The following is a 26,146-nucleotide window of genomic DNA, read 5'->3' on the forward strand; positions in this document are numbered from 1 at the left end:
GCAGTTCAGCCGTTGGCCGCAAGCGCGGTGACATTGCTGGGTTCGGCGCTGACTTCTTCCAGTGCTTCCACCTTGCCCTTGCAGGCTTGCACCAGTAGTTCCTTGTTGCGGGCCAGCAGGATACCGAATTCTTCGGCTTCTTTCTCGTTGGCGCTGGGCACGTGTTTGTGCAGCAGTTCGGTAAGGTTTTCCGCCAGCTCCAGCATTTTGTCGTAGGCATCGGCGTCTTTTTTGCTATCAAACATTGCGTTATCCCGGTCGCACATCCACTTGGCAACAACAGCCATGGTCCGTCCTCTTGTCGGTCAGTTTCCATAACTGTATTTATATACAGTTTTTGTTGCAAGTGTTTTTTACGGGTTTTTCAGTGGCAGGGTCAGGATAAAGCGACTGCCACCGCAAGGATTCTGTTCGCAGCTCAGGCTGCCGCCAAGGCGCGCTGCGTTTTTGGCGCAGATGGCAAGGCCGAGGCCGGTGCCGCTGTATTCGTCTTTGCTGTGCAGCCGGGTGAAGGGTTGGAAGATATGTTCTCGGTATTGTTCTTCAATACCGATACCGTTGTCGGAAACGATGATGGCCACGCCCGCGTCATCTAGTCTGGTTGTGACTTCAACAAGGGGGCGCTCGTTATTGTTGTATTTAAGCGCGTTGCTGAGCAGGTTTTGAAGAATCTGACGCAACAACACAGGTTGGCTGTGTAGAGCAGGTAGGTCCTGTACATCGACATGGAAGGCATTAAGGGCCTTGCCTTTCTGCTCGGCAAGCATTCGGCACAGCTCGTCCAAAACGGCGTGTAGGTCTACCGGCTCGCTGGTTAGCTCGATCTTATCTGCACGCAGAAAATCGGTCAGCATTCGAATCAGCGCGCTGGCGTCATTAGCGGCGCGACCGATAAAGTCTAGATAGGTTGCTACGTCATCCTGACGACCTTCCTGCAGATCTTCTTTCAGCAGCTCACTAAAACTGTTGATCTGGTTAAGCGGAGCTCGCAGGTCGTGAGACAGGACGTGGGCGAATTGTTCAAGCTCGCGACGGCTTTCGTCCAGAGCCTGACGATAGAGAGCCTTGTCGATAGCGTTCTGAATAGCGTGCTCCAATACGGGGGTATTGAGCTGGTCTTTGGGCAGGTATTCATCGGCGCCCGCATGGATAGCGCGTGCCGCAAGCAGTTCGTCGCCGTAACCGGTAGTCAGTATGATGGGCAGGAAGGGCTCAAGCTCGCGTATCTGATTCAGGCCTTCAAGCGCCTCAGTGCCCGGCATCTGGTAATCGAGCAGAACCAGATCGGGGATCTCATGACGAAGGCCATTCAGGGCCTCGTCGAGTGATGCGGCTTCGGTAAACGTGGCGCCGAGAGAGTATTTGCCGATGGCTCTTTTCAGCGTTGCGCGATCGCCGCTATCGTCGTCTATCAGCAGGATTTTCATTCCACACCTTTTATCGGCTCGGTCTTGGGAAAGCGCACGACTCGCCAGTAACAGTCGAGCAGTTCTATCAGGTTTAGGAAGTCCTTTCCTGCGTTGTCTTTCAGCACGTAGCCGGCCACATTCAAATCATAGGCGGCAATCACGTCTTCGTCACGCGATGAGGTGGTCAAGACAAAAGCGATTGCGCGCTTGAGTCGCGGTTGCTCGCGAATATGTCGCAGAAACTCGATACCATCCATGCGCGGCATATTGATATCAACCAGCATCATAAAGGGCTCGCTCAAGGGCTTCTCGCCGTCTTTACCATCGATCAACTCCAGAGCTTCGACGCCGTCGATGGCGCGCACGATGGGGTTGACGACTTTGGCTTTGCGCAGGGCGCGCTGAATGGCTTTGGCATCGCCGTCGTCATCTTCCAGCAAGAGGATGGTTACGGCGTCATCGGTATTCATAGTCGCGGAACTCCTTTGACAGTTTTGGGCCAGATGATTGTGAACCGGCAACCTTTTCCGACCTGTGAATGTAACTCAATACGACCGCCGTAGAGGTCCACGTATTTTTTGACTACCGACAGCCCGATACCACTCCCTTCGACTTGGTCCCTGGGTCTGAGCGTGCGAAAAATCTCAAACACTTTGTCGTGGTAGCGAGACTCTATCCCCGGCCCATCGTCTTCGATGCAGAACTCGTAGTCATTTTTTAGCGCACGGACACTGATATTGATGCTTCCCTGGGGTTTGTCGTGATGTTTGATGGCATTGCCAATCAGGTTGTAGAGAATCTGCTGCAGCGGCATGCGCGGTGTTTCAACTTCGCCAAAACCCTCTGAAACCGTCACCGTAATATGCTCTGGTGGTGACAGCAGCGCCAGGATATTGTCGATCATCGCCTTGCCGTTAATCTTTTCCTGAAAGCTGGCATCAGTAACCCGACCGATGCGCGAGTACAGCAGCAGGTCATCCAGCAGGCGCTCCATGCGCTTCACCCGGCTGCGCAACAGGTCCATGTTTTCGCGATCTTCATCGCAGAGGTGCTCTTCAAGATCCTCCGCAAGCCACTCCGCCGCATTGTTGATAACACGCAGTGGCGCTTTGAGGTCATGAGATGCCAGATAGGCAAAGGACTCCAACTCCTCGTTGGTTGCTTTGAGTTTATTTTCCATACGTTTGAGTTCGGATATATCCCGAAACACCACTACTGCGCCGTGTACACCGCCCTGCTCATCGGTCATGGCCGACACGGTGTATTCCACCGGAAAGCAGTAACCTTGCTTGTGCCAGAACACCTCGTCGCGTTCGAAATGGCTGCCGCCTTCCTGCAACACGTGATAGATCTTGCACGACGCCTGCGGGTAGGGGCGACCGTCGGCGTGGGAGTGATGAATGATGCTGTGCTGTTTGTAGCCCACCATTTCCTCGGCACTGAAGCCGGTAATGCGCTCGGCGGCCTTATTGAGAAAGGTCGTTCGCCCCTCACTGTCCAGCCCGTAGATTCCCTCTCCCGCATTTTCCAGCAGCAACCGCAACTGGTGCCGACTCTCGCTGAGGCGGCGAGCGCCGACGGCTGTGCGCTCCAACAATTGGGAGGCGTACATCAGTAGTGTGGCAATGATCAGCCCGGCTACCAGCACCACATCCTGACGGTCCGTGGGCAGGCTGGCGTAGTAAGGCCGGGTCGGCCATACGGTGAGTTGCCAGGGAGTGCCTACGATCTCCAGGGACTGGGTGACCGCCCAGTAGCGGTGAAATTCCGAGCGTTGCGATGTGCTTTCAAACAGGTGCTGGTTATCGACCTTTATCTCGAGGTGAAAATGTCGCAGGTATTCAGGTGAAATCACGCCGGTAAGCAGCTCAGTGCCCTGGAAAACGGCAACCACAAAGGCACCGGTCTGCCGGTTGACGGGTGTGGACAACAGAAAGTAGTTGTTGTTTTCTGCCTGACCATTGGGATAGGACAGAATAAATTCCCTATCGTTTTGGCGGATCTCTTGCAGCGCTGTATTCAGTTTGTCAGGTTCATCGAGAATTGGCGTGGGCTCTTCGTTCCCCACCCACTCCAGGATATTGTGGTTTTCGTCGATGTAGCCAATAGCGACCTTGCCTTGGTGGTCGTCCACGTACCACCGTGCGTCTTTGCGCCAGAGGTCTAAATCCGGCTCACTTGAGCGAGATAGACGCTGGGCCATGCGTCGCAGCGAATAGGCCTGAGAGCGTATCGAATGCTGCAGGCTGCTGCCGGTCATCGCGGTTTCCTGCACCATGATTTCGCGAATTTGGGCTGACTCGTTTTTGGCCAGCGCAGCCCAGAGAACGATAGTTCCCGCAATGACAAGGGGCACCAGCGCACGAGTGAGAATCTGCATCCCACCATCAATTTCATCCGCTTGGCGCTGCTGGGCGGCAAGGCTAAGGCCGCCCAGCCCAAGCAGACTGAAGCAGAGCAGGCTCAGGGGAGCCATTCGCGCCAGGTTGCCCCAGCCGTAACTGCCCTGCGCTTGGTCAAAAATAGCCCACAGGCCACAGGCGACGATGGCGAGAAGCGCAAGGCATGTGGCTTGCAGCAACTTCGGGCCAGCGAGGTGGGTTTGTGTGCGTGTCTGCAATAACACCAGGGTGACATTGAGAAAGAAAAGTGCCACAGCCACGGTCGGTGCCAGATTCAGCGTTTCAATACTGGGCGGAGCCGCAAACAGGGAGTGAAACCAGAAGTCGATATTCCAGCGCGCCTTCGCAAGATACTGCAGCAGATGCACGCTTCCGATCAAAAGAGCTATTGTGGACGCAAGCCGGGCGGCTTTAGCGCGCTGAAACAGAAAGCCGAGTAGCGCCAGCCCGCTGAAAATTACAGCCATTGCGTTGTTGTAGTGCATGGCTGTTGTGCCCAAACCGAGTGAAACCAGGCGTGGGCTGTCCACGTGCCAGCCGATAACTACCACTAAACCGATAACTACCGAAAGGCCGGCGAAAAACATTGTCAACAGGTAGGGAGGCGAAGCGCTTCGCATGCATGTCCTTGTTTATCGCTTTAACAGGGTGTTGATTGTGAGGGGGGGTCAGTGCCGCGACGTTGAGCCCGGGAAAATGTTCTTTCCTCCGCGTGACCAATAGTGTTCGATAAACTTCAATTGTTCAATCAAACCCGCCGGCCCAACGTTTTTATCGATAAAACCGTCTGCGCCGAGCTCGTAGGCCAGATTGACGTCTTCGGGCGCAGATGACGAAGAGATAACTACCAGTGGCAGTTGGCTGCAAGCCTCCTGTTGCGAAATCAGCTCCAACGCTTTAAAGCCGTCGAGTTTGGGCATGTTCAGATCTATCAACACCACATCCGGAAAGGGCAGGCTGTTCTGGCCGTCGAGCTCAAGGGCGTTCACCAGATAACTCAGCAATTCTTCGCCATCGCTAACGACGGTGAGTTCGAAGGGAATATTGATGGTTTGCAGGGCCTTGCGCACCAGGACAGCATCGCCCAGCGAATCCTCCGCCAGGAGGATTTGCACTGTGCGCTGTTCGCGCTCTGTCAGTTCAGAGTGTTTTAGTTTAGGAGCCATAGCCACTGCGCGGGTCAAAGCTGAAAATGTGTGCAACACCGTCGAGTCAGATTGTTGCGTCCTCAATTCAGTATAGTTCAGCTCAGAAAAACTGCGCTCTGGCCTTGATTTTCGCCCCTTGGCTAACAGCTTTTGCGGTTTAGCCGGCATGCGCGCCGGTATGGGTGAGAACGTGTTCTGCAAAACCGTGGCCTGCCTCGGCGTAGAGATTGAAGGTGATACAGCCCGCCTCGCGAATTTCCTTCTCTTCATCGGGGTAGCGGGACACCACCGCGAGATCTCCACTAAAATTCTGTGTTTTCAGAAACTTAACCACCGACATATTTTCCTTGTGGTTGGTCAGGCTGACAAGAATCAGCTTGCGCCCGGCCAGGTTGGCCTTTTCCCAGAAATCCCGATCGTTGCCGTCGCCGTGCACGCAGTTAATGCCCTCGGCCTGCAGGGTCTCGACCTTGTCGGCACGCTCCTCAATGCAGACGACGTTGCCGGGAAAGCGCTCTACCAGATAGCGGTAGGCCCCTACCCCAACCCGGCCGGCGCCGACGATGACGATATCCCCCTCGCCCAGGTTTGCAATGGCCGTGTCGGTACTGCCGGGGCCGCGCTCATTGGCCTGCAACAGCGGCGCGAAATACTCGTAAATCTCCCGGGCCCGGTTGTTGAGTGGTGTCGCGATGAAAAAAGAAAGCGCCAGCGCCAGGGCGATGGTGGTTACCCAGGGAGTCTCTATGGCACCGCTTTCGGCAGCAAGCTGGGCGACGATCAGGCCAAACTCGCTGTAGGTTGCCAGCGACAGGCCCACCAGCATCGCCGTCCGGGCCCGCTGCCTCAGCCACAGCAGCAACACCACATAGACCACCGGCCGGATTACAACTAGCGCCCCCAGCAACAGCGCCGCCACCAGCATGTCGCCGCCGGGAAGCCCGTTAAAGCCAATTTGCAAAAAGAAGCCAATAAGGAATATATCCTTGAATTGCAAAAGGTTTTTGTACAGCTCGGAGCTTTTGCTGTGGCTGTTCAGGAGCATGCCGACCAGCAGTGCGCCGAGATCGCCTTTCATGTTTACCGATTCAAACAGGCCGGCACCGCCAAGCGCGACCAGAAAGCCGAACAGCACCAGCAATTCGCCGTGTCCGACCCAGCTCAGAAGCAGACCCAGCAAGGGGCGCAGCAGTGGCAGCGCCAGCAGGCCGAGAGCGTAAACTGTGGGAAATTTGCCGGAGGCTACCGCCAGATAACCGACCGCAAACAGATCCTGCACCACCAGAATGCCGATGGCGATGGCCGCGTGCAGGGCAAGTGCCTCCCCGCGGTCCTCCAGTGTTTTGGTGGTAAAGACCGTGCTCGAAAAAGACAGCGCAAAGGCCAGAGTCAAGCCCGCTTCGGTTGACAGCGCAAGCCCTGGCAGCAGTACACCGAGCACACTGAGCATGCCCCAGGTCAGTGGTATCACCAGCAGGGCTTGCAGGCTTGCGGTGCCCCATACTTGGGGCGCAATCAGCTCGCGCAGGTTCAGCTTCAGGCCGATGGTGAAGAGCAGCAGCGTAATGCCCAGATCGGCGATGATGGCAACCGCCTCGCCTTGCCCCAAACCCCAGGCGTGGGCAATAAAGCCGGCCAGCAGATAACCCAGCAGGGGCGGATATCCAAGGGCCCGAAAACCGAGGCCGGTACAAAAGGCGAGCAGTATCACCAGGGGTTCCAAGGGAGGCTCCTTAAGCGAGAGTCTACAAACTGAAAATGGGCAGTATAGAGGATCAGGCCAGTACCGCAGATACCTGCTGACGAAACCAGCGATGCCCCGGATCTCTGTCGAGAACGCGCGGCCAGTACATATACAGGGGTATCGGCTCAATGGCCAGCGGGAAGGGGTGGCAACGCACCGGATAGGCTTGCTCGTAAAGTGCGCCAAGGCGCTCGGGTACGGTGGCCAGAAAGTGGGTTTGCGCCACCACTATGGGCATGGACGCAAAGCTCTGCACGCTGGCGCGGACCTGCCGCTCCATACTCGACTGGCCGATGGCGTATTCCAGCGAGGTCTGCTTGCCGTGGCGACGGGACAGAATAACGTGTGGTTCATCCAGATAGCCCTTCAAGGTCAGACCGGTTTTGGCGCGTGGATGATTAGCTGCGGCCAGCACCACCAGTTTTTCGGTGCCGACTGGTGCCTGTAGCAACTGGGGGTGATCGTAGTTGACGTAGTCGAGCAGCAGGTCGGCCGTCAGATCCACCAGGGTCTTGACGGACTCGTTCTGCTGAATCGGCAGGGAGTCGATGCGCAGGCCAGGCGCGCTGTCGGCGAGCTGGTTCAGGAGTTGACCCAGCACCATGCTTTCGAACATGACTTCGCCGATCAGGGTGAAATGACGGTCGGCGCTGGCGGGATCAAAGGTCGGGGCGGCGGTCACCGCGCGGCGCACCAGCTGCAGAGCCTCGTGGATATCTCCTTGCAGCTGCCGTGCCCGTGGCGTCGGCTGCATGCCGCTGCGCTGGCGAATAAACAACGCGTCGTCGAAGGTAAGGCGCAGCCGCTGCAGGGCGGCGCTGACCGCAGGCTGGCTCATGCCGAGGGCGACTGCGGTCGCCGACAGCTTGCCGGTGTCCATCAGGCTGTCAAACACGGTCAGCAGATTCAGGTCGATAGAGCGTAAATTCAGGTTCATGGATAATAAACATATAAAACATTCAATTTACAAATATCACGGCTGCGCTAGGCTGGCAACACTGCCACTGGAGGTGCGACATGCCCGATATAACCATCAAACCCGAACATCTGGTGATTGTTTTCATCCTGTTTGCCATGCTCTGGGAGGTGTTCGCGGGTCGAACCCGTGACGGCCGCAAGACCCGGGAAGACTGGAATATGGCGCTGTTGACCGGTGCCGCAATGGTGGCGGTGCAACGTCCGGCGCTGGTGTTGGCCACGGCCTTTATTGGCGGTTTGCTGGTACCCCAGTGGCAGGGTGCATTGAGCGAGTTTGCCGCGGCAAATTTCTGGTGGGTTTTGCTGGCCTACATAGCGCTGGAAGAGTTGCTACACGGCGTCGGGCACTGGTTTGCCCACGCTCGGCGACCCAAAAGCAAGAACGCGCAGCGCCTGCAGACCCTGTTCAAGATGGGCCATCGTCCCCACCATCTGTCAGGTGGCAATGACGGCAAGGGTCAGCTCACGGTGACCCAGACTTTCGTCGAGCACTGGCTGTGGTGGTTTATCATGCCCAACTACTGGTTTCAGTTTTTTTGTGTCTATTTGGGGCTGACCGAAGTCTTTCTGGTGGGCACGGTGTTCAAGGGACTGTGGGCCGCCCACAACCATGTGAACTGGAATTACGACCTCTATTTTCTCAACCATCGCTGGGCCTGGGTGCGCAAGACCATGTACGGGCTGTGCCACATTCTGACCTTCCCGACCCAGCATCATCACCATCATGCGCGGGGCAAAAATTCCGGCAGCAATCTGTGCAACCTGTTGGCCATCTATGACTGGTTGATCTTCGATTCGCTGGTGATCGAAAAGGAAAAGCCCGCGATTTATGGCTGGAAGCAGTCGCCGGAAGAAGAGCGCAGTATCTGGTACCGGTTTTTTGCGACGGACCTGAAAAAGCTGGCCTGAGCTGTTTAGGGTTTGGCGACCTGCTCAAGCCGCTCGGTTAACAAGAGTATTGTTGATTCGGTTGACTGGTTTACTCCAGCTCAAATTCCACAAACACGGTTGAGCTGATTTTCACCTTCGCAGGTTTGAAGTCGTGGCTGGGCGGTTCGGGGGCATCCCCGCCCTTGGCGGCGTGAGCCATCGTTTCCTGCATACCGAAGTGGCGCTGAATATCCTGGCGCCCGATCTGGTGAACCCGCGCCACTTCCGCATCAAACTGGGCGGCGAGAAAGTCGGCTTGCTCTCTCGCCTTGCGGGCGGCATCGGCCAGCGCCTTTTGCTTCAACTCGTCGAGGTTGGAGACCTCGGGCTGGATGCGGTTGATTTCGGAGACGCCGCTGTCCACCAGCACCTGGAGTGCTTTGTTGTAGAGGCTGGTGTCGCGCAGCACCGCTTCAACATTGCGCTGCACACGGTGGCGACGGGTGCGGCTGCCGTCGTTGCGGTTGTAGTCTTCCTGAATGCTGACATCGAGGGCCGAGGAGGTGATGTCCTCTTCTTTTACCCCGAGCTTCATCAGTGCGCGCACCGAGGCACTGGCGTATTTATCCACTTCGGCCTTGGCCGCGGCGGGGTCGCTGTCGTGGAGGCTGGAAACGTTGTAGTGCAGGCGAATAATGTCGGGCAGCACTTCAAATTCGCCCTGACCTTCTACCGCGATAACCCGTGGTTCCGGGGGCACCAGTGGCGAGTCGTTGAGCTGACTCCACAGTACCAGAGCCAGCAGAAGAACGGTGACGATCAGGACAAACTGTCGCATGGCAACCTCACGAGTTTTAAACAGTGCAAAGCCGCCATTATGCCAAAGGCTTGGGCGCTATAACGCTAACGCTGAGAGGAAATATTGCCGCCGTCGACCACCAGTTCGGTGGCGGTGATGTAGCTTGCTTCATCGGATAGGAGAAAGCGTACCGCCTTGCCGATCTCCATCGGGTCGCCAATGCGGCCCAGCAGAATGCGGCGCTCGAATTCCTCTTTCAGACCGGGAGCATTGTCCACTGCCTGCTGAATCATGGGCGTGAGAATCTGGCCGGGTGAAACGCTGTTGATGCGAATACCGTCGCGTCCCAGATCGTCAGCCAGCGCCCGGTTTAGGGCCAGCATGCCACCCTTGGAGGCGCTGTAGCTAGGGTTCATGGCATTGCCCAGCGTGGCGTTGATCGAGGCGATGCCAACAATCGCCGAGCCGGGCAGGCTTTTCATATCGCCTCGCAGCGCCTGAGCCAGAAACACCTCGGCGCGCAGATTGATATTGAGCACACTGTCCCACAGCGCCGGGTCAAGCTGGTCGAGCATGCCGACACCGGCCACGCCAGCGGCGTGCACCAGCGCGCCTATGGGTCCGAGAGCGGCGCGGCTTTGCTCGACACCTGCCTGCAAGGCCCCGACATCGGCCACATCCACAAGCAAGCCTAAACAGGAAACGCCAGTGGATTTTTGCAGTTGTTCTGCGATGACAACAACACCCTCGCTGATATCCCACAGTGCCACTGGGCGGCCCGCCTCAGCCAGCGCCTGGGCACAGGCTTGGCCAATGCCGGAGGCGGCGCCAGTGACGATAGCGGGCGTGATGGGGCTGGTTGAAACGCTCATGGAGAATCCTCTGCTGACGGGGTGTGTGTAATCGAGTTAGCGGGCCTTCGGCTCTATTCTGGCGGCCTCGGACGATGATGGCTTGCTACACTAGTTTAGCGGTATTTTCGCTGTATATCCGATATACAACCTACATGTAGGTAGGTTATAAACTGACCGTATACAAGGTCAAGGCTGCCAGCCTTCCCGGTCACTGGAGGCGCGTGAGGGCGGGACGTAAGAACAAGAATAACTGTTTGTATATCAGAGAATTACTGAAATTTCACACCGTTCCAGGCTGATTAGTTGATTTGGACTAGTCTGAATGCCAGTTACCTCCCGGCTTCTGTGGCGATAGCTTACCTACCAACTGGTAGATCAATCTTTTCGGGAGAAGTTTATGAAACCTGCCCTGTTGAAACGCGCCGGCATAGGGCTGGCCGGTGCTTGTCTGGTGTCGGGCTCGGTTATGGCCAACAGGGTCGCGCTGGAAGAAGTGGTGGTCACGGCTCAGCGCAAAGCCGAATCACTGCAGGACGCACCGATTTCCATTGCCGCTTTTTCGTCCGATGCACTGGAGAAAAAGGGGATTTCCAATCTGGTTGATTTGCGCGCCAATGTCCCCAATCTGCAGCTCACTCCCCACCCCAACAGTGCGACCACGGCGCGGGTCTATATGCGAGGCGTGGGTAATAACGACGATCAGGTCACTCAGGATCCGAGTGTCGCCGTGTACATGGATGGTGTCTATTTGGCGCGCAACCTGGGTCTGGCTCAGGAAGTGGCGGATATCGAACGCATCGAGGTTCTGCGCGGCCCTCAGGGCACGCTATACGGCCGCAACGCCACCGGCGGCGCGATCAATGTGATTACCAAAGCCCCGACTCCGGAAGCGATCGAATTCATCCAGAAGTTCAGCGCCGGCAACTTTGACTATTTTCGCAGCAAAACCAGCCTGAACCTGCCGCTGGGCGAGCGATTGGCCGCCAAGCTGGCATACATGACCATGCAGAAAGACGGTTTTGTCGACAACGCCGGCAGCGGCGTCGACCGCTTTGGTGATCGCGATCGCGAGGCCTTGCGACTGGACCTTCTGTGGGACGTAAGCGCTGCGCTTGAAGTGCGCTACGCCTACGATGCCTCCCGCATTGAAGACACGCCGATGTTTGTCGAGCGTGTGCCGTTGCACCCGAAAGAGGCTAATCGCCCCGAGCGCGGCTCGGAATCGGTTCGCGGGCTGAAAGCCAATGACGTTACTCCGTCCGGTCACAGCCTGACTGCAAAGTGGTTGCTCACCGATTCGCTGGAGCTGAAGTACATTGGCGCCTACCGCGAACTGGAAAACTTCACCCACCAGAACTACCACGCCGGTGAGCGCGGTGACCACGCGACCTTTATCACCGAGTTTGATATCGAGCAGGATCAGACAACCCACGAACTGCAGCTGCTGGGTAACGCCCTGGATGACCGTCTGGATTACGTGGTTGGCGTGTACGGCTTCGCCGAAAGCGCCGACAGTTTTGACCTGACCGTGGTGCCGGAATTTGATATCGACCTTACCGGCGATGGTATCAACGATGCCCGCGCCACCATCAATGCCAAGCGCGATGTCACCATCGACAACAAAGCCTCCGCGATTTTCGGTCAGGCGACCTATACCCCGGAGTGGCTGGAAAGCCGCCTCCACCTGACTGTGGGTTGGCGCAGTTCGCGCGACAGTCGCGAAGCCACCCTGAGAAACGTCAATCACCTGAGCAATATCCAGCCTGCCGGCGGCCTACCCTTCCCCACGCCCACCGAGCTTGTATTGGCTGATCCGGAAGGCCGGGGCGATCGCGACTTCCGCGACAGCAGCCCGTCCTTTGTGGTGGCCTACGACCTGGCGGAAACGACTAACGTATACGCCAAGTGGGTAAACGGCTACAAAACCGGTGGCTACAACGTACGCGCCAGTACCGTGGAACGCTTCAACGCCGGTTTTGATGCCGAACATCTGGTGTCCACCGAACTGGGTTTGAAGGGCGAGTACCTCAATCGTCGGTTGCGATTGAACATGGCGGTGTTTGCCGCCGACTACGACGATATTCAGGTTAACGTGCAGACCGATCCCAACGACCCTACGGTTACCGACGTGTTGAACGCGGGTGAAGCGACTATCGAAGGGCTTGAACTGGACCTGACAGCCCTACTGGGCGAGGCCACCACGTTGACCTTCAGTTACGGCTACCTCGATACCGATTACGAAGTAGTGCGCGATGCGGAAGGCAAGGATGTAACCCCTGAGTTTCGATTCGTCAATGCGCCTAGCCACAGCGCAACCCTGGGCGTGGACTACACCTTTACCGGGATTCAGTTCGCCGATACCCGGTTGTCGGTTGACTACAGCTGGCAGGACGACAAGTTCACTGGCAGCAATATCAAGGATGGTCGTTACATCGTTAATGCCTACGGTCTTTGGAACGCGCGCTTTTCCATGGCCGATATCCGCGCCCTCGGCGGCGGTATCGATGTCGCACTGTGGGCACGCAATATCACGGATGAGGAATACTATATCGCCCATTTTAACGCGTTGTTCCCCTCCGCCGTATTCGGTGATCCGAAAACGTACGGACTGGATATTACTTACAACTTTTAGATCTTTTTACAAACAAAAAAAATGCCGGACTGACGCCAGTCCGGCATTTTAATTTTTAAAAATTTTCGTTTTTCATTTACGGCATGGAGTGAACAAACTCCTTCCACTTGCGCTGGAACTGAATCACAAAGCTCGGTGTAGCGGACCCAGTACCCGCCGATTTCAGTCTCGGGTGGCGAGCGATAACACGCTGCAGTGCCGGTACCTGATTGGCTTCAATATCGACAAACAACACATGCTTGCCAGATTTTATTTCATCGCGAAAGCGTTTGAAGTCGTGGTGCATTTCCTGAATGCCGAACAGCCCGCCTTCCCAGGTGCAGAATCCGAGCGCGACAATGGCCAGAAAAATAAAGGGCACCCACGTGACGGTTTCGGGCAAACCGCTGAGCCAGGCAATGGCCAAGACCAGTGCGGCGGCGGCCACACCGATCACTGCGCCGAGCTCCGTGCCGTAGACCACGTCTTTTTTCAGTACGGCCTCCATATTGTGCAGGTGTTCGTGTGTTTCAACACCGGTATCATCTTCGCTGTAGACATGAATCTGGGGACGGTCCATGCCTTCTGATTCGAGTTCCGCTTCTACGCGATCAAGCTCGTCCAGATCGTCACTGATAAAGTAGTGGCGTTCCATACACACCCTCCATTTCTACTGAGTCTCAGAAAATTACGAGACAGATTGTCTGTTAGATCAGACCTTCATATAACTTTACAACAACTGAAGGCGCTGGCTATGAACGATTAAAACTATAGAAAGCTTTTCTTAGACGCTTTACTTATTAGCAGAGAAGGCTGTCGAATCGTCCTCTAAGGTTATAAAAGAATGTAAAAATAATTTTTTAGTCTGTTTTCTTATTAAAGGAATAAAACACTGAACCTTTTTGCCCGCCTTATAGGAAATCTGCACAAACACTCTGTGCAACCTTCGATTTTCGTCTATAGTGAACTGAAGCTGGTTCAGGGACAGATTGGCTGACTCCACACGCCTCAAGCGCAGTACTGATATCAATGCATTCTTAATGGAAACAAGCAGCATTGAAGGCAGAAATAACAAAAGAGGTGACTTAAACGCGGGCCGGTGTGGTAGCGCGTTTGATTCCGGTGGAGACGGTCCTACGATAAAAATGATACCTGTCAGCATACCTCGCGGTAGTCTGTAAACCGGTATGCGGCGGGCCCAACGCCATAGGGAAGCGACATGGTTATAGCGCTGATTATACTGGGGCTGGTTGTCGTTACGATTCTCTTCCACCTGTTCAGTCCGTGGTGGCTCACCCCCATTGCGTCTAACTGGCAGTCGATTGATACCACCATTGAAATCTCTTTCTGGATAACGGGCGCCGTGTTTATTGCGGTTAATGTTTTTCTGGCGTGGGTGGTGTGGCGCTATCGAAAACACGGTGATAACAAGGCTCATTACGAGCCGGAAAACAAATCCCTGGAAAGCTGGCTGACCATAATCACCACCATCGGTGTGGTCGCGATGCTGACCCCGGGCCTGATTGCCTGGGGGAAAATTATTAATGCGCCGGAGGACGCACAGATTGCCGAGGCCATTGGCCAGCAGTGGCAGTGGACATTTCGTTTTCCCGGCGACGACGGAAAACTTGGTGGCGCCGATGCGCGCTTTGTTACGCCGGACAATCCCTTTGGTCTCGACCCGCAAGACCCCGACGGTCAGGACGATGTTCTGGTTAACAGCCAGCGCCTGCATCTACCGCTGAATCAATCGGTAAAACTCTATCTTCGCTCCAACGACGTGTTGCACAATTTTGCGGTGCCTCAGTTTCGCGTGAAAATGGATCTGGTACCCGGCACCGAAACCTACCAGTGGTTTGAGCCCACCCGCGAAGGCGAGTTCGATATTCTCTGCGAAGAATTGTGTGGTCTGGCTCACTACACCATGCGCGGCACGGTGGTGGTTGAAGCCGAAGAAAAGTTTGCGCAGTGGCTGGAGGGCTTCCCCACCTTCACTGAGACCCAGCTGACCAATAACGCAGACCTGGCCGCGGGCAAAAAACTTTACGCCAACTGCGCTGCCTGCCACGGTGTCGATGCGGCGGGCAACCAGCAACTCAACGCGCCCAACCTCAGTATTTTGAGTGCCGATTATATGGCGCGGCAACTGCGCTACTATCGCGAGGGCATTCGCGGCGCTCACCCGCAGGATGCTATCGGCAAGCAGATGGTGGGTATGGCGAATACTGTCAGCAAGCCCGAGGACGAGCGCAACCTGCTGGCCTATATCCAGTCACTGCCAGCGATTGCGTCGAGTCCAACACGCGAGGGTGGCAATGCCAAAGCCGGGGGCGCCGTATTTGAGGTCTGCGTGGCCTGTCACGGCGCCGAGGGTCAGGGTAAAGGCTTGTTAAGTGCACCGCGTCTCGCCGGCCAGGCCGACTGGTATTTGCACAGACAGCTCAAACTCTACAGCCTGGGTTGGCGCGGCAAGCACACCCACGATCAGTTCGGCACCCAGATGCGCTTTATGACGCGCACGATCCAGAATCCCGAACGCCTGGAGGATCTGCTGGCCTACATCGCTACGCTGGCACCGCAACCGTCTGACACCCTTTCCGTTTCTTCAACCGGGGATGACCGCCCATGAGTCACGTCGCCATTGCCGATCAGGAACCCCATCTGCATCACCCGAAAACCTTTATCGGTAAATACATCTGGAGTCAGGATCACAAGGTCATCGCTATTCAGTACGGCTGCACCGCGATCTTTGTGGGCCTGATTGCGCTGGCGCTGTCAGTGCTTATGCGCCTGCAGCTGGGCTACCCGGATCAGTTTGATTTCATCAACCCCAACAGTTATCTGCAGTTTGTCACCATGCACGGCATGATCATGGTGATCTATCTGCTAACCGCCCTGCTGCTCGGCGGTTTCGGGAATTATCTGATTCCCTTGATGGTGGGCACACGGGATATGGTCTTTCCCTATCTCAATATGCTCAGTTACTGGTTTTATCTCTTGTCGGTGATTGTGCTGCTGGCCAGTTTTTTTGCGCCGGGCGGGCCGACCGGGGCCGGCTGGACCCTGTACCCGCCGCAGGCGATTCTCGAAGGCACACCCGGTGTCGGCAGCGGCATTGTATTGATGCTGTTGTCACTGGCCATTTTTATTGTCGCCTTCACCATGGGTGGTTTGAATTACGTGACGACCGTTTTGCAGGCCCGCACCCGGGGTATGACCCTGATGCGAATGCCGCTGACCATCTGGGGTATTTTCACCGCAACTATTCTCGGGTTGTTTGCCTTTCCTGCGCTGTTGGTCAGCGCCATCATGATGCTGTTTGATACCCTCGCCGGCACCAGCTTTTTTATGCCGGCGATTGTGTCACTGGGTGAGCCGCTGGAACATGAGGGCGGCAGTCCTATTCTGTTTCAGCACCTGTTCTGGTTTTTCGGTCACCCGGAAGTGTACATCGTCGCCCTGCCCGCCTTCGGCATGATCAGCGATGTACTAAGCGTGCATGCGCGCAAAAACATTTTCGGTTACCGCATGATGGTCTGGGCCATCGTCATTATTGGCGGTTTGAGTTTTATCGTCTGGGCTCACCATATGTATGTGAGTGGCATGAACCCCTACTTCGGGTTTTTCTTTGCCACAACCACACTGATTATTGCCGTGCCCACGGCGATAAAAGTGTACAACTGGGTGCTGACGCTATGGCGGGGCAATATCCATTTAACGGTACCGATGTTGTTTGCCATCGGTTTTATTTTCACCTTTACCCACGGCGGCCTCAGCGGTCTGTTTTTGGGGAATGTGGTTATCGACCTGCCACTGTCTGACACTTTCTTCGTGGTGGCCCACTTTCATATGGTCATGGGTGTGTCGCCGATCATGGTGCTGTTTGCCGCCATCTATCACTGGTTCCCACTGATCAGCGGCAAGCAGCTGCACACGGGCATGGGTAAGATTCATTTCTGGGGAACCTTCCTCGGCACTTACGCCATTTATCTGCCCATGCACTACCTCGGTTTTCTTGGCGTGCCGCGCCGCTATTACGCATTGGGCGATTCATCCTTTATGCCGGACTCGGTACATTCCATGAACGAGGACATCACCATTGCGGCGATTATTGTGGCGTTGTTCCAGCTGGTGTTTATTTACAACGTCATCTGGACCCTGCGCAAAGGGCCGCGCTCGGAGCGCAACCCTTGGGGCGCCGCGTCACTGGAGTGGCAGACACCGGATGTTCCCCCTGGCCACGGCAACTGGGGTGATAAATTGCCAACAGTGTATCGCTGGGCTTACGACTACAGCGTACCCGGCGCGCGCAAGGATTTTATCCCCCAATGCACGCCCGAGGAAGACGTGGACTACGAGCCCGGCGGGCGCAAGAGTCATGAAACCTGAGCGAAAAAGAGCGGGAGAACGGGATGGCTTGGACGCAGATTTTTACTGACAAACCCTGGCTGCCGGAACCGGCCGGCGAAGTACCGCTGACTGACACCGGTCGGCCACCGGGTCTGATTGCACTGCGCATGTTGCTCGGTGCTATCACTATTCTGTTTATGCTGTTTTTCGTCACCTTTATCGAGCGTTCCCAGTTTCAGGATTTTCACGCTCTCGCCGGCGAGCCCTGGCAACCCTTCACGGATTCGCTGCGGCTTTGGATTAATACCGGCGTGCTGTTGCTGGCCAGTGTGACCCTGCACGGCGCGGCGAAAACCACCAATCGCAATCTTGCCGTGGGTCTGCTAGGCGGCAGCGCTTTTTTCGCCCTGCTGTTTGTGTTGTTGCAGGTATCCGTGTGGCAGTTTTTGTTGAACCTCGGCTACGGTCTTTCGGCCAATCCGGCCAACAGCTATTTTTATATGCTGACCGGGGTTCACGCGCTGCATATCGTCGGTGGCCTGGTGGCGCTCGGCTGGGTTTGTCAGCGCCTGCTGGCCGGCGCTGATACAGAGGTTGCGCTGCGCGCCTGTGCTACCTACTGGCACTATCTGTTTGTGCTCTGGCTGGTGCTGTTTTTCATGCTCACGCGCACGCCGGAAACCTACGCAATGATTGCCGCTTTCTGCGGACTGGGGTAAGCCAATGGCAACGACATCCTCGCAGGACATCACCTACTGGAAGCAGATGGTCAACGACTGGTCCGCCGACAAGGAGACTTTCAAGCTCTCCTGGGGCAAGTTGATGATGTGGATCTTCCTGCTCAGCGACACCTTTATTTTCAGTATTTTCCTGATCAGTTACATGAATGCGCGCATGGCCAGTACCGATCAATGGCCCCTGGCGAGCGAGGTTTTCGCCCTGCACGTGGGTGGCACCAGTGTGCCGCTACTGCTGATCGCGATCATGACCTTTATCCTGATTACCAGCAGCGGCACCATGGCCATGGCGGTGAACTGCGCCTATCAGGGCAAAAAAGCAGCGACTTTTAAATTGATGCTGGCCACCGCGCTGCTGGGTGCGAGTTTTGTCGGCATGCAGGCCTTTGAGTGGACCAAATTGATTGAAGAAGGCGTGCGCCCCTGGGCCAACCCTATGGGCGCGGCCCAGTTCGGCTCGGTGTTTTTTATGGTGACCGGTTTCCACGGCTTGCACGTCACCGCAGGGGTTATATATCTGGCGATTGTGGCGACCAAGGTCAAGCGCGGCCACTATGACAAAAAGGGCTTTCAGATTGTCGAAATAACCGGGCTCTACTGGCACTTTGTGGATCTGGTGTGGGTCTTTATTTTCGCCTTTTTCTATCTCTGGTAAGGAGCAGACCATGAGTGATGCAACGCAAACGGCTTCGACAGAGAGTCACGAAGGACAAGAGCACCCGATTGGTCTTTACTTCAAAGTCTGGACCTTGTTGTTTGTACTCAGCGCCATGTCTTATATGGTGGATTACATGGAACTTCAGGGCCTGCTCCGCTGGTCGCTGATTCTGTTGTTTATGTTTCTAAAGGCTGGATTGATCATCGCGGTGTTTATGCACTTTGCGTGGGAGCCGGGCACGCTTAAGGTTGCCCTGTTGCTACCGACACTGGCGATTGTGGTTTTTATTATCTTTATCGCTATAGAAGCAGATTACATCTATCTCAATCGGCTGGAGTTTTTGGCTGGCGGTAAATGAATAAGCGTCATCAACAAGGGCTGCTGCTCGGCGCTCTGCTGCTGGCACTGTCACTGGCAGGGGGGTTCTATTGGCTGGCACCGCAGCCGGCGGCCGTGCCGCCGATACAGGGTGCGGTGCTGCCCACACCGAAACCCTTACCTGACTTTACTTTGCAAAATCATCGCGGTGAAACGGTGACGGCCAACAGCTTTGGTGATGGCTGGCATCTGGTGAGCTACGGTTTCACTCAATGCCCGGATGTCTGCCCCACGCTGCTTGCGGACCTGGACCGCTTCCATGCGCTGGTGGATGAAAGCGGCCATTTCAAGGACCTCACCATCTGGTTTTACAGCATTGACCCCGCCCGCGACAGCGTCGAGGCTCTGGCCAAGTACGTGCCGTGGTTTGATGCGCGTTTTATCGGCTTGCGGGCCGATGATGCCGCTCAGGCGCAGCGCTTTGAGCAGGCCCTGGGCATGACGGCGACCATTAGCGGCACACGGGGCGAAGAAGATTACCAGGTAGCCCACGGCTTTCGCCTTTACCTGCTCGATGCACGGGGGCAGCTGCGGGCCGCGCTGGCCCCGACCCGCAATCGTGCGGGCCAGCAGTTTTATGAACCTCCGGTTTTGCTGGAGGACTATCTCGCTCTGCGGCGCTGGGCGCAGGAACAGAGCTGATTAGTCGGGCTGTCGGTCGCTGGCCCAGCTTTGCAGGGCCAGTGTCTGAACTTCTTTCACGGCCTCTTCTGGAATGCCGTCGAGCCGTGGCAGGTTCAATGGCTCGTCGTGAAAAATATACAGCCGCGAGGCCAGTTGCGCGAAGGGCAGGGATGATTCGCCGAAACGCTCTCCGCAATGGCGGGTAGACACCTCGACACCGCCGCCCCAGTTCTGACCACTGTCGTTATTGGGGTTGTAGAAATAGACCCGCATTTCCCCGTTCTGATCGAGCGCCACCCGCAGCAGGGTGATGGCGTGCCAGCCGACAAAGCGGCCGCCGCTGTCGGTTATCGCCAGACCGGCCGGCTGGGGGTGGATCACGGGCTGATTGCCGTTATACAGCGGGTGGTAACTGGCAAAGAAATGGCGCACAAAGCGATCGTAGTCCTTGAGCTTACCGGTATTGATATCCACCGCGATGGCAAAGGCGCGCCCTACCCACCAGCCGTGAAATTCCGGGTTCACCCAGCAGTGAAAGTCTTCTTCGCGGTTGGCACAGCGCCGCCCCATTTCGTTATAAATACGGTCCAGATGGGGCACCAGTACGGTGGAGGCCGGATCGTTGTCTATCGGCGGTGCCAGTGCGATGGGTAGTTCGGCGGAGTCGAGGGCCTGCCCTTCGAAGGTCATGATGATGCGATCGAACTGGGCTGCCTGTGCTATCAGGTGAAGCAGATAGTCTGGGGCATTGATAGACCACATCGAGATGGCGCGGGCGGACTGGCAGGTCGGGTTGTTGCCCTGCCCCACACCCAGAGGCTGGCCGAGCACGGCAATGGTGCCCGCCAGCAGAAATACGCGCGGCGACTGGCGGGGGCCGAACAGTGCCGCCAGCTGTTGTTCGCATGTCGCTGACAGGGACATATTGATCTGCCGCCACAGGGCCGGTGCCAGCGGCGGCTGGAACAGTATGCCCCGCTCCAGAAGCATCGTGAGGCTGTAGATGCACTGTGCCGTTTCCGGGTAGATCGCCTCGCGCATCAGAGTGAGGGTAAGCTCGTTATAGCAGCGCAGGCTGTCGAGGCCAGTAGTACTCAGGCCGAGGCACTCCGGGATCAGTTCCTCCCGCTGACTGTCCAGCAGCCAGCGCAGAAACCCGGCGTGGTAATCTGACACCAGACCCACGTCGTGCATTGCCCGCGCAAAGCCGCCGGCCTCCTGCAGCAGGCTTTGACTGTCCATGGCCTCAAGCCGCTCCCGATAAACCGCAAGGCCGGGGTCGTCGCGGCAGCCCTGAGTGGGCCCAAACAGGGCTGAGATCAGACGGTCGGCGCCGAGCCGGGTATCTCCCAGCGGCTGATCGCTCTGGGCCAGGCTGATGGCAATCTGGGTGATCATGGATTTCGCGCCTTCGACCTGGATGGGTCGCTCGCCCAGCAGGCGCCAGATTTCATCGCAGAGGCTGCCGAGAATATCTTCGTAGCCGATGTGGGAGGCGACAAACTGAAGCAGGTCGTCGACCACGTTTCCCAGTGGCCCGCCGCGCTGTGCCTCAGTCTTGCCCAGATTGAACACCCGGCCCACGTTGTGGGCCAGCACCTGGGTCAGATAGTGGCGCGCCTGCTCGCTGGAGAATCCGGGTTTCCAGTTCACCTCATTGGCGATGGCGAGTATCCGCAGCTGGTTTATGCACTCCAGGGTCGCCGTTGCCTGGTCGGCCTGCTCAAGGGTGTTGCGTACCAGTGCGGTGATCAGGGTGGCGGGCTTGTCCCAGTCGCTGTTGTGGAAAATTCCCGCCCGGTCGAGCGTGGGTGCCCAGCGATAAAGGCATTCGATACCGCCCTCGCAGCGCAGCAGCCGACCTGCGATGTCCAGCACATAGACGCCGTATTCGGCTTTGGCGATGGGGTTCGCCTGCTCCAGTTGAGCGGCCGCGTCGGCCAGCGTCGCTTCCAGCGAGGCTAGTGAGTTGCTTGCATTTTCGATTTCAGACATGGGTCGCTTCAGACATAGAAGTCCAAGTCTTCCTTGTATGTTACAGATGCCGTCTACGATACGGGTAGTCGCCAAAGAAAGAAACCTGTACGGAAATTACGGCATGTGGTGATGCGGTTTGCCTGTGGACGCGAGTTGTTTGCAGCAGTCAGCGCAAACGCTCACGGACAAAAGGCAGGTTCCCGGTGGCTAAGGGCTCAGGCCGCGTTAGAAATATTAGAACCGGGCGTGGACGCCGCATTTTCCGCAAGCCGGGTATGGGCTTCTATCCAGTCGCGTACGCGTGTATTCAGCTCCTTGCTCGAGGTGCCGGTGGACGCAATAGGCTCGCCAATATACACCGTGATCAGGCCCGGGTACTTGAGGAATTTTTTCGATGGCCAGTACTGCCCGGCGTTGTGGGCAACCGGCACAATGGGCGTGTTTGTATTGATCGCCAGACCAGCGCCGCTGCGGGCGTAGTTGCCGGTCTGGCCGGGTGGTGTGCGGGTGCCTTCGGGAAAGATCAATACCCGCCGGCCGTCGTTCAGGCGGCGGGTACCTTCATCCATAATGTAGCGCAGGGCCAGCTTGGGGTTGCTGCGGTCAATGGCAATAGGATCCACCAGTTTCAGGCCCCAGCCAAAAAACGGCAGTTTCAGCAGTTCCTGTTTCAGCACGATACCAATGGGGAAAAAGGTGTACTGCAGGAAAAAGGTCTCCCACTGGCTCTGGTGCTTGGCCATTACCACGTAATGTCCGTCCGGGATGTCGCCGATGACCCGGAATCTGACGCCGCAGGTTAGTCGAAGCCAGAGTAATACCCAGCGGTTCCAGGTAATCAGGTAACGGCCTCTGATCGACAGTGGCGCAAAGCGGAAAAACAGGATGCCGGTGGTACTGAACCAGCCGGTCAGGAGGCTGTAGCCCGCGTAAAACAGCAGAGTTCTGATAAACAATACAGGCTTGCACCGGAACAGGCTCATGAGATTGGGGTTTGCCTCAACAGGTCATCAACAAAGTCGGCGAGCTTATCAAACACCCGGGTATGAGACAGTGATGCGTGTTGCGACAATTGTGCTGCGCTCTTTTCGCCTTTGCCGGTTTTTACCAGTATGGGCTGACAGTCGCGTGCAACGGCCGCCTGTAAGTCCTTGATGGAATCGCCGACAAAGGGCGCGTTTTTTACTGATGTATTAAAAGCGGCTGCGGCCTGGTCGATCAAACCCGGTCGCGGTTTGCGACAATCGCAGTTCGCGTCCGGCAAATGCGGACAAAAGAAGATGCCGTTGACGGTACCGCCGGCGGTGCCGACCAGTGCGCACATTTTGCGGTGCATGGCTGTCAGTTCTGCCTCCGAGAAGTAACCGCGTCCGAGGCCGGACTGATTGGTGCAGACGCCAACTGTGTAACCAGCCTGACTGAGACGGGCAATGGCGTCGATGCTGCCCGGAATGGGGAGCCATTCGTCGGCGCTGCGGATGTAGTTATCCGAGTCCTCGTTGATCACACCATCGCGGTCGAGCAGCACCAGGCGCATCAGTTTTTTCCGGGCACCAGCAGGGAAATGTCGGCCACCTGCAAAAACAGTTCGCGCAAGTGACTGAGCAGGCTGAGACGATTTTTTTTCAGTGACGGGTCGTCGGCATTGACCATCACGTCATCAAAGAAGCTGTCGACCGGTTCGCGCAGACTGGCCAGCGATTTCAGTGCCGCTTCAAAATCACCTTTTTCCAGCAGGGGCTGAAAGGCGCCGCTGGCGGCCTGCAGGGAGGCGGCCAGACGTTTCTCGGCCTCTTCCTGCAGCAGAGACTCGTTTATTTCACCCGTGCTGAAACCCTCGGCTTTGGCGAGTATATTGGATACCCGTTTGTTGGCCGCCGCCAGTGCTTCGGCCTCGCCCAGGGCGGTGAAACTGTTCACGGCCTTGATGCGGCGGTCGATATCCAGCGGTGCGCTCAGATTCTTGGCGGTGACCGCCATAAAGACTTCGGCGGGAATGCCCTGCTCGTCATAGACGGCACGCAGCCGCTCGATCATGTAGACGAGTACGGTTTCGGTCAGTGCGTCATCGGCTTTGATTGCGCTGTGCTGCTTGGCAGCCAGGGTGATAAGTTCGCGCAGATCCAGCTCCAGGTGCTGTTCCAAGATGATGCGCAATACGCCCAGACAGGCGCGGCGCAGTGCAAAGGGGTCCTTGGAGCCGCTCGGCGGCTGGCCGATACCGAAGATGCCGGTAATGGTATCGAGGCGGTCGGCCAGCGCAATCACGCTGCCGGCCTGGGTGGTGGGCAGAGTGTCGCCGGCAAAGCGCGGTAGGTATTGCTCATTCATTGCCTTGGCGACGTCGGCCGGTTCACCGTCGTTGCTGGCGTAGTAGTAACCGGCTATCCCCTGCATGTCGGCAAACTCGTAAACCATATCGGTTACGAGATCGCTTTTGCAGAGCTGGGCGGCACGCTCTGCAAGTGTCACGTCGGCGCCGATTTTTTCTGCCAGCACTCGGCTCAATGCAGCGATGCGCTCGGTCTTGTCAAAGACAGTGCCGAGCTTTTCCTGAAAGACGATGGTTTTCAGTTTTTCCCGTCGATCAAACAGCGTAGTTTTACAATCGGTTTCAAAGAAAAAAGCGGCGTCGCTCAGGCGCGGGCGGATGACCTTTTCATTGCCCGCGATGACCTGCGCCGGGTCCGCACTTTCAATATTGGCGACTGTAATAAAATGCGGCATAAGATTACCGTTAGTGTCGACCACGTGAAAGTATTTCTGGTGTTCTTTCATGGAAGAGATCAGCGCCTCGGCGGGCACTTTGAGAAATCGCTCTTCAAAGCTCCCGGCTAGGGCAACCGGCCACTCCACCAGCGCGGTGACTTCATCCAGCAGGTCATCGGAAATGACCGCCTCGCCGCCGAGCTTTTTACCTTCCGCCGCCACTTGCTCGCGGATCATCTCGCGGCGTTTTTCGAAACTGGCGACGACTTTGCCTTCATCGCGTAGCAGACTTTCGTAGTCGCCAGCGCTGGCGATCGTTAGTGCGCGATTGGCGTGAAAGCGGTGGCCGCGAGTTGTATTGCCGGCAGTGAGATTCAGCGCTTTGCCATCCAGCGTGTCGCTGCCGTAAAGCGAGGTAATCCAATGCACCGGGCGCACAAACTCAGCGCGGCTGGCGCCCCAGCGCATACGCTTGGGAATGGGCAGGGCCGCGAGTGCCCTTTCAATCATGTCGAAAATCACGTCGACGGTCTTCGCGCCGGCCTGCTCGTTTTTCACGAACAGTTTGTCCTGTTTGCCATCGTTGGCGATATGGTTTTTCAGATCCTCGATCGCGAGGCCGTTTTTCTGGGCAAAGGCTTCGGCGGCGCGGGTGGGATTGTCATCTTTATCAAAGGCGACTTTGGCGGGTGGCCCCCAGGCTTCGATAGCCTGGCTGGGCGCCTGCTCACTGAGGCCGCGCAGCAGCACTGCCAGACGGCGTGGGCTGGCAAAGCGTTCGGCGTTCTCAAAACTCAGGGCCGCGTCTTTTAGCTGACTTTCAATGCTGTCGGCAAAGGCATCGCTGAGCCCCTTCAGGGCGACTGGTGGCAGCTCTTCGGTGCCAATTTCGATTAACAGATCCCGTGTGCTCATGACTTGCCCTCCTCTGCGGCCAACACCTCGGTGCGCAGATGCTCCGGTGCCAGCGGGAAGCCCAGCGCCTTGCGGGCGTCGAAGTAAGCCTGAGCCACGGCGCGGGCCAGGGTGCGCACTCGCAGAATAAAGCGCTGGCGCTCGGTGACGGAGATGGCGTGGCGGGCGTCGAGCAGGTTAAAGGCGTGGGAGGCCTTCATCACCATTTCGTAGGCGGGCAGTGGCAGGCCCTTTTCGATCAGGCGCTGGCTCTGGGCTTCGCAGTGATCGAATTGTTTGAACAGTTCGGCCACATCGGCTTCTTCAAAGTTGAAGCGGGACATCTCCACTTCGTTCTGGTGAAACACGTCACCATAGCTTACCGCCCCGTCCGGGCCATTGGTCCAGACCAGATCATAAATGCTGTCCACGCCCTGCAGGTACATCGCGATACGCTCGAGGCCATAGGTGATCTCGCCGGTCACCGGATAGCACTCCAGTCCGCCCACTTGCTGAAAATAGGTAAACTGGGTAACTTCCATGCCGTTTAGCCAGACTTCCCAGCCCAGGCCCCAGGCGCCCAGGGTAGGTGATTCCCAGTTGTCTTCGACAAAACGGATATCGTGGATGGCGGGATCGAGGCCCAGATGGCGCAGGGAATCCAGATAAATTTCCTGAATTTCCAGTGGCGAGGGCTTCATCACCACCTGAAACTGGTAGTAGTGCTGCAAGCGGTTGGGGTTTTCACCGTAGCGACCGTCGGTGGGGCGGCGGCAGGGCTGCACGTAGGCGCTGTTCCAGGTCTCCGGGCCAATGGCGCGCAGGAAGGTGCCGGGGTGAAAGGTGCCGGCGCCCACTTCCATATCCAGCGGCTGCAGAATCACACAGCCGCGCTCCGCCCAGAAATGTTGAAGCGCGAGAATCAGCCCCTGAAATGTACTGACGTCTGCCTTGGTCACGTAAAACCCACCTGTCTTTGCAAAAAGGCGGGAATTATAACGTCT

General features: G+C 56.8%; 22 protein-coding genes and 1 pseudogene. 8 read left to right on the top strand and 15 right to left on the bottom strand.

Annotation, left to right across the window (positions count from 1 at the left end; genetic code table 11):
• Window positions 1-5: 5 nt before the first annotated feature.
• The 7 genes from ABY734_RS00895 to ABY734_RS00925 form a co-directional block, all read right to left on the bottom strand.
• Window positions 6-287: a YebG family protein gene (locus ABY734_RS00895; protein ID WP_372777060.1), complete on the bottom strand. Its 282-nt coding sequence runs from the start codon at window positions 285-287 to the stop codon at window positions 6-8.
• 66 nt (window positions 288-353) lie between these two features.
• The gene (locus ABY734_RS00900; protein ID WP_372777061.1) at window positions 354-1,427 is read right to left on the bottom strand and encodes an ATP-binding protein; all 1,074 of its coding nucleotides are present in this window, start codon (window positions 1,425-1,427) and stop codon (window positions 354-356) included.
• Complete coding sequence (locus ABY734_RS00905) at window positions 1,424-1,879, bottom strand: response regulator (RefSeq protein ID WP_372777062.1); 456 nt, start codon at window positions 1,877-1,879, stop codon at window positions 1,424-1,426. The genes ABY734_RS00900 and ABY734_RS00905 overlap by 4 nt, the downstream gene beginning before the upstream one ends.
• Window positions 1,876-4,431: an ATP-binding protein gene (locus ABY734_RS00910; protein ID WP_372777063.1), complete on the bottom strand. Its 2,556-nt coding sequence runs from the start codon at window positions 4,429-4,431 to the stop codon at window positions 1,876-1,878. Before ABY734_RS00910 ends, ABY734_RS00905 begins: the two co-directional genes overlap by 4 nt.
• A 48-nt stretch (window positions 4,432-4,479) precedes the next feature.
• Entirely contained in the window at window positions 4,480-4,977 is a 498-nt protein-coding gene (locus ABY734_RS00915) for a response regulator (protein WP_372777064.1), read from the bottom strand.
• Window positions 4,978-5,116: 139 nt separating this feature from the next.
• Window positions 5,117-6,682: a cation:proton antiporter gene (locus ABY734_RS00920; RefSeq protein ID WP_372777065.1), complete on the bottom strand. Its 1,566-nt coding sequence runs from the start codon at window positions 6,680-6,682 to the stop codon at window positions 5,117-5,119.
• A gap of 52 nt (window positions 6,683-6,734) precedes the next feature.
• Complete coding sequence (locus tag ABY734_RS00925; protein WP_372777066.1) at window positions 6,735-7,640, bottom strand: LysR substrate-binding domain-containing protein; 906 nt, start codon at window positions 7,638-7,640, stop codon at window positions 6,735-6,737.
• Between the two features lie 80 nt (window positions 7,641-7,720).
• Here ABY734_RS00925 and ABY734_RS00930 point away from each other — a divergent pair, with 80 nt between their 5' ends.
• Entirely contained in the window at window positions 7,721-8,590 is an 870-nt protein-coding gene (locus ABY734_RS00930) for a sterol desaturase family protein (RefSeq protein ID WP_372777067.1), read from the top strand.
• A gap of 70 nt (window positions 8,591-8,660) precedes the next feature.
• Here ABY734_RS00930 and ABY734_RS00935 read toward each other — a convergent pair whose 3' ends face one another.
• Both ABY734_RS00935 and ABY734_RS00940 read right to left on the bottom strand, forming a co-directional pair.
• Complete coding sequence (locus ABY734_RS00935) at window positions 8,661-9,389, bottom strand: SIMPL domain-containing protein (RefSeq protein WP_372777068.1); 729 nt, start codon at window positions 9,387-9,389, stop codon at window positions 8,661-8,663.
• A 65-nt stretch (window positions 9,390-9,454) separates the two neighbouring features.
• Window positions 9,455-10,222: an SDR family NAD(P)-dependent oxidoreductase gene (locus tag ABY734_RS00940; RefSeq protein WP_372777069.1), complete on the bottom strand. Its 768-nt coding sequence runs from the start codon at window positions 10,220-10,222 to the stop codon at window positions 9,455-9,457.
• Between the two features lie 379 nt (window positions 10,223-10,601).
• Between ABY734_RS00940 and ABY734_RS00945 the strand changes: the two genes are divergently transcribed.
• Complete coding sequence (locus tag ABY734_RS00945) at window positions 10,602-12,836, top strand: TonB-dependent receptor (protein ID WP_372777070.1); 2,235 nt, start codon at window positions 10,602-10,604, stop codon at window positions 12,834-12,836.
• A gap of 76 nt (window positions 12,837-12,912) precedes the next feature.
• Here the strand turns inward: ABY734_RS00945 and ABY734_RS00950 are convergent, their stop codons facing one another.
• Entirely contained in the window at window positions 12,913-13,470 is a 558-nt protein-coding gene (locus tag ABY734_RS00950) for an NAD/FAD-utilizing enzyme (RefSeq protein WP_372777071.1), read from the bottom strand.
• Window positions 13,471-14,034: 564 nt separating this feature from the next.
• Here ABY734_RS00950 and ABY734_RS00955 point away from each other — a divergent pair.
• From ABY734_RS00955 to ABY734_RS00980, 6 genes are read left to right on the top strand one after another with little or no spacing between them, the layout of a single operon-like run.
• Entirely contained in the window at window positions 14,035-15,444 is a 1,410-nt protein-coding gene (locus tag ABY734_RS00955; protein WP_372777072.1) for a c-type cytochrome, read from the top strand.
• Entirely contained in the window at window positions 15,441-17,204 is a 1,764-nt protein-coding gene (locus ABY734_RS00960; protein ID WP_372777073.1) for a cbb3-type cytochrome c oxidase subunit I, read from the top strand. Before ABY734_RS00955 ends, ABY734_RS00960 begins: the two co-directional genes overlap by 4 nt.
• A 23-nt stretch (window positions 17,205-17,227) precedes the next feature.
• Window positions 17,228-17,884 (top strand): heme-copper oxidase subunit III, encoded by a 657-nt coding sequence (locus tag ABY734_RS00965; protein ID WP_372777074.1) that lies wholly within the window; start codon window positions 17,228-17,230, stop codon window positions 17,882-17,884.
• A gap of 4 nt (window positions 17,885-17,888) precedes the next feature.
• Window positions 17,889-18,557 (top strand): heme-copper oxidase subunit III family protein, encoded by a 669-nt coding sequence (locus ABY734_RS00970; protein WP_372777075.1) that lies wholly within the window; start codon window positions 17,889-17,891, stop codon window positions 18,555-18,557.
• A 10-nt stretch (window positions 18,558-18,567) separates the two neighbouring features.
• Complete coding sequence (locus ABY734_RS00975) at window positions 18,568-18,918, top strand: cytochrome C oxidase subunit IV family protein (protein ID WP_372777076.1); 351 nt, start codon at window positions 18,568-18,570, stop codon at window positions 18,916-18,918.
• Window positions 18,915-19,580 (top strand): SCO family protein, encoded by a 666-nt coding sequence (locus ABY734_RS00980; RefSeq protein ID WP_372777078.1) that lies wholly within the window; start codon window positions 18,915-18,917, stop codon window positions 19,578-19,580. Before ABY734_RS00975 ends, ABY734_RS00980 begins: the two co-directional genes overlap by 4 nt.
• Here the strand turns inward: ABY734_RS00980 and ABY734_RS00985 are convergent, their stop codons facing one another.
• From ABY734_RS00985 to glyQ, 5 genes and pseudogenes are all read right to left on the bottom strand, one after another.
• Window positions 19,581-21,557, bottom strand: coding sequence for a hypothetical protein (locus ABY734_RS00985; protein ID WP_372777079.1), 1,977 nt, complete (start codon window positions 21,555-21,557; stop codon window positions 19,581-19,583).
• A gap of 197 nt (window positions 21,558-21,754) precedes the next feature.
• Entirely contained in the window at window positions 21,755-22,495 is a 741-nt protein-coding gene (locus tag ABY734_RS00990) for a lysophospholipid acyltransferase family protein (RefSeq protein WP_372777080.1), read from the bottom strand.
• Window positions 22,496-22,518: 23 nt separating this feature from the next.
• A pseudogene (gmhB, locus tag ABY734_RS00995) lies at window positions 22,519-23,082 on the bottom strand (D-glycero-beta-D-manno-heptose 1,7-bisphosphate 7-phosphatase); the annotation flags it as partial.
• Window positions 23,076-25,163, bottom strand: coding sequence for a glycine--tRNA ligase subunit beta (glyS, locus tag ABY734_RS01000; protein ID WP_372777081.1), 2,088 nt, complete (start codon window positions 25,161-25,163; stop codon window positions 23,076-23,078). The gene glyS and the pseudogene gmhB, both read right to left, overlap by 7 nt.
• Window positions 25,160-26,101 (bottom strand): glycine--tRNA ligase subunit alpha, encoded by a 942-nt coding sequence (glyQ, locus tag ABY734_RS01005; RefSeq protein WP_372777082.1) that lies wholly within the window; start codon window positions 26,099-26,101, stop codon window positions 25,160-25,162. Before glyQ ends, glyS begins: the two co-directional genes overlap by 4 nt.
• Between the last annotated feature and the right edge of the window lie 45 nt (window positions 26,102-26,146).

It is taken from the genome of Litorivivens sp. (assembly GCF_041624475.1).
GTDB lineage: Bacteria > Pseudomonadota > Gammaproteobacteria > Pseudomonadales > Spongiibacteraceae > Litorivivens.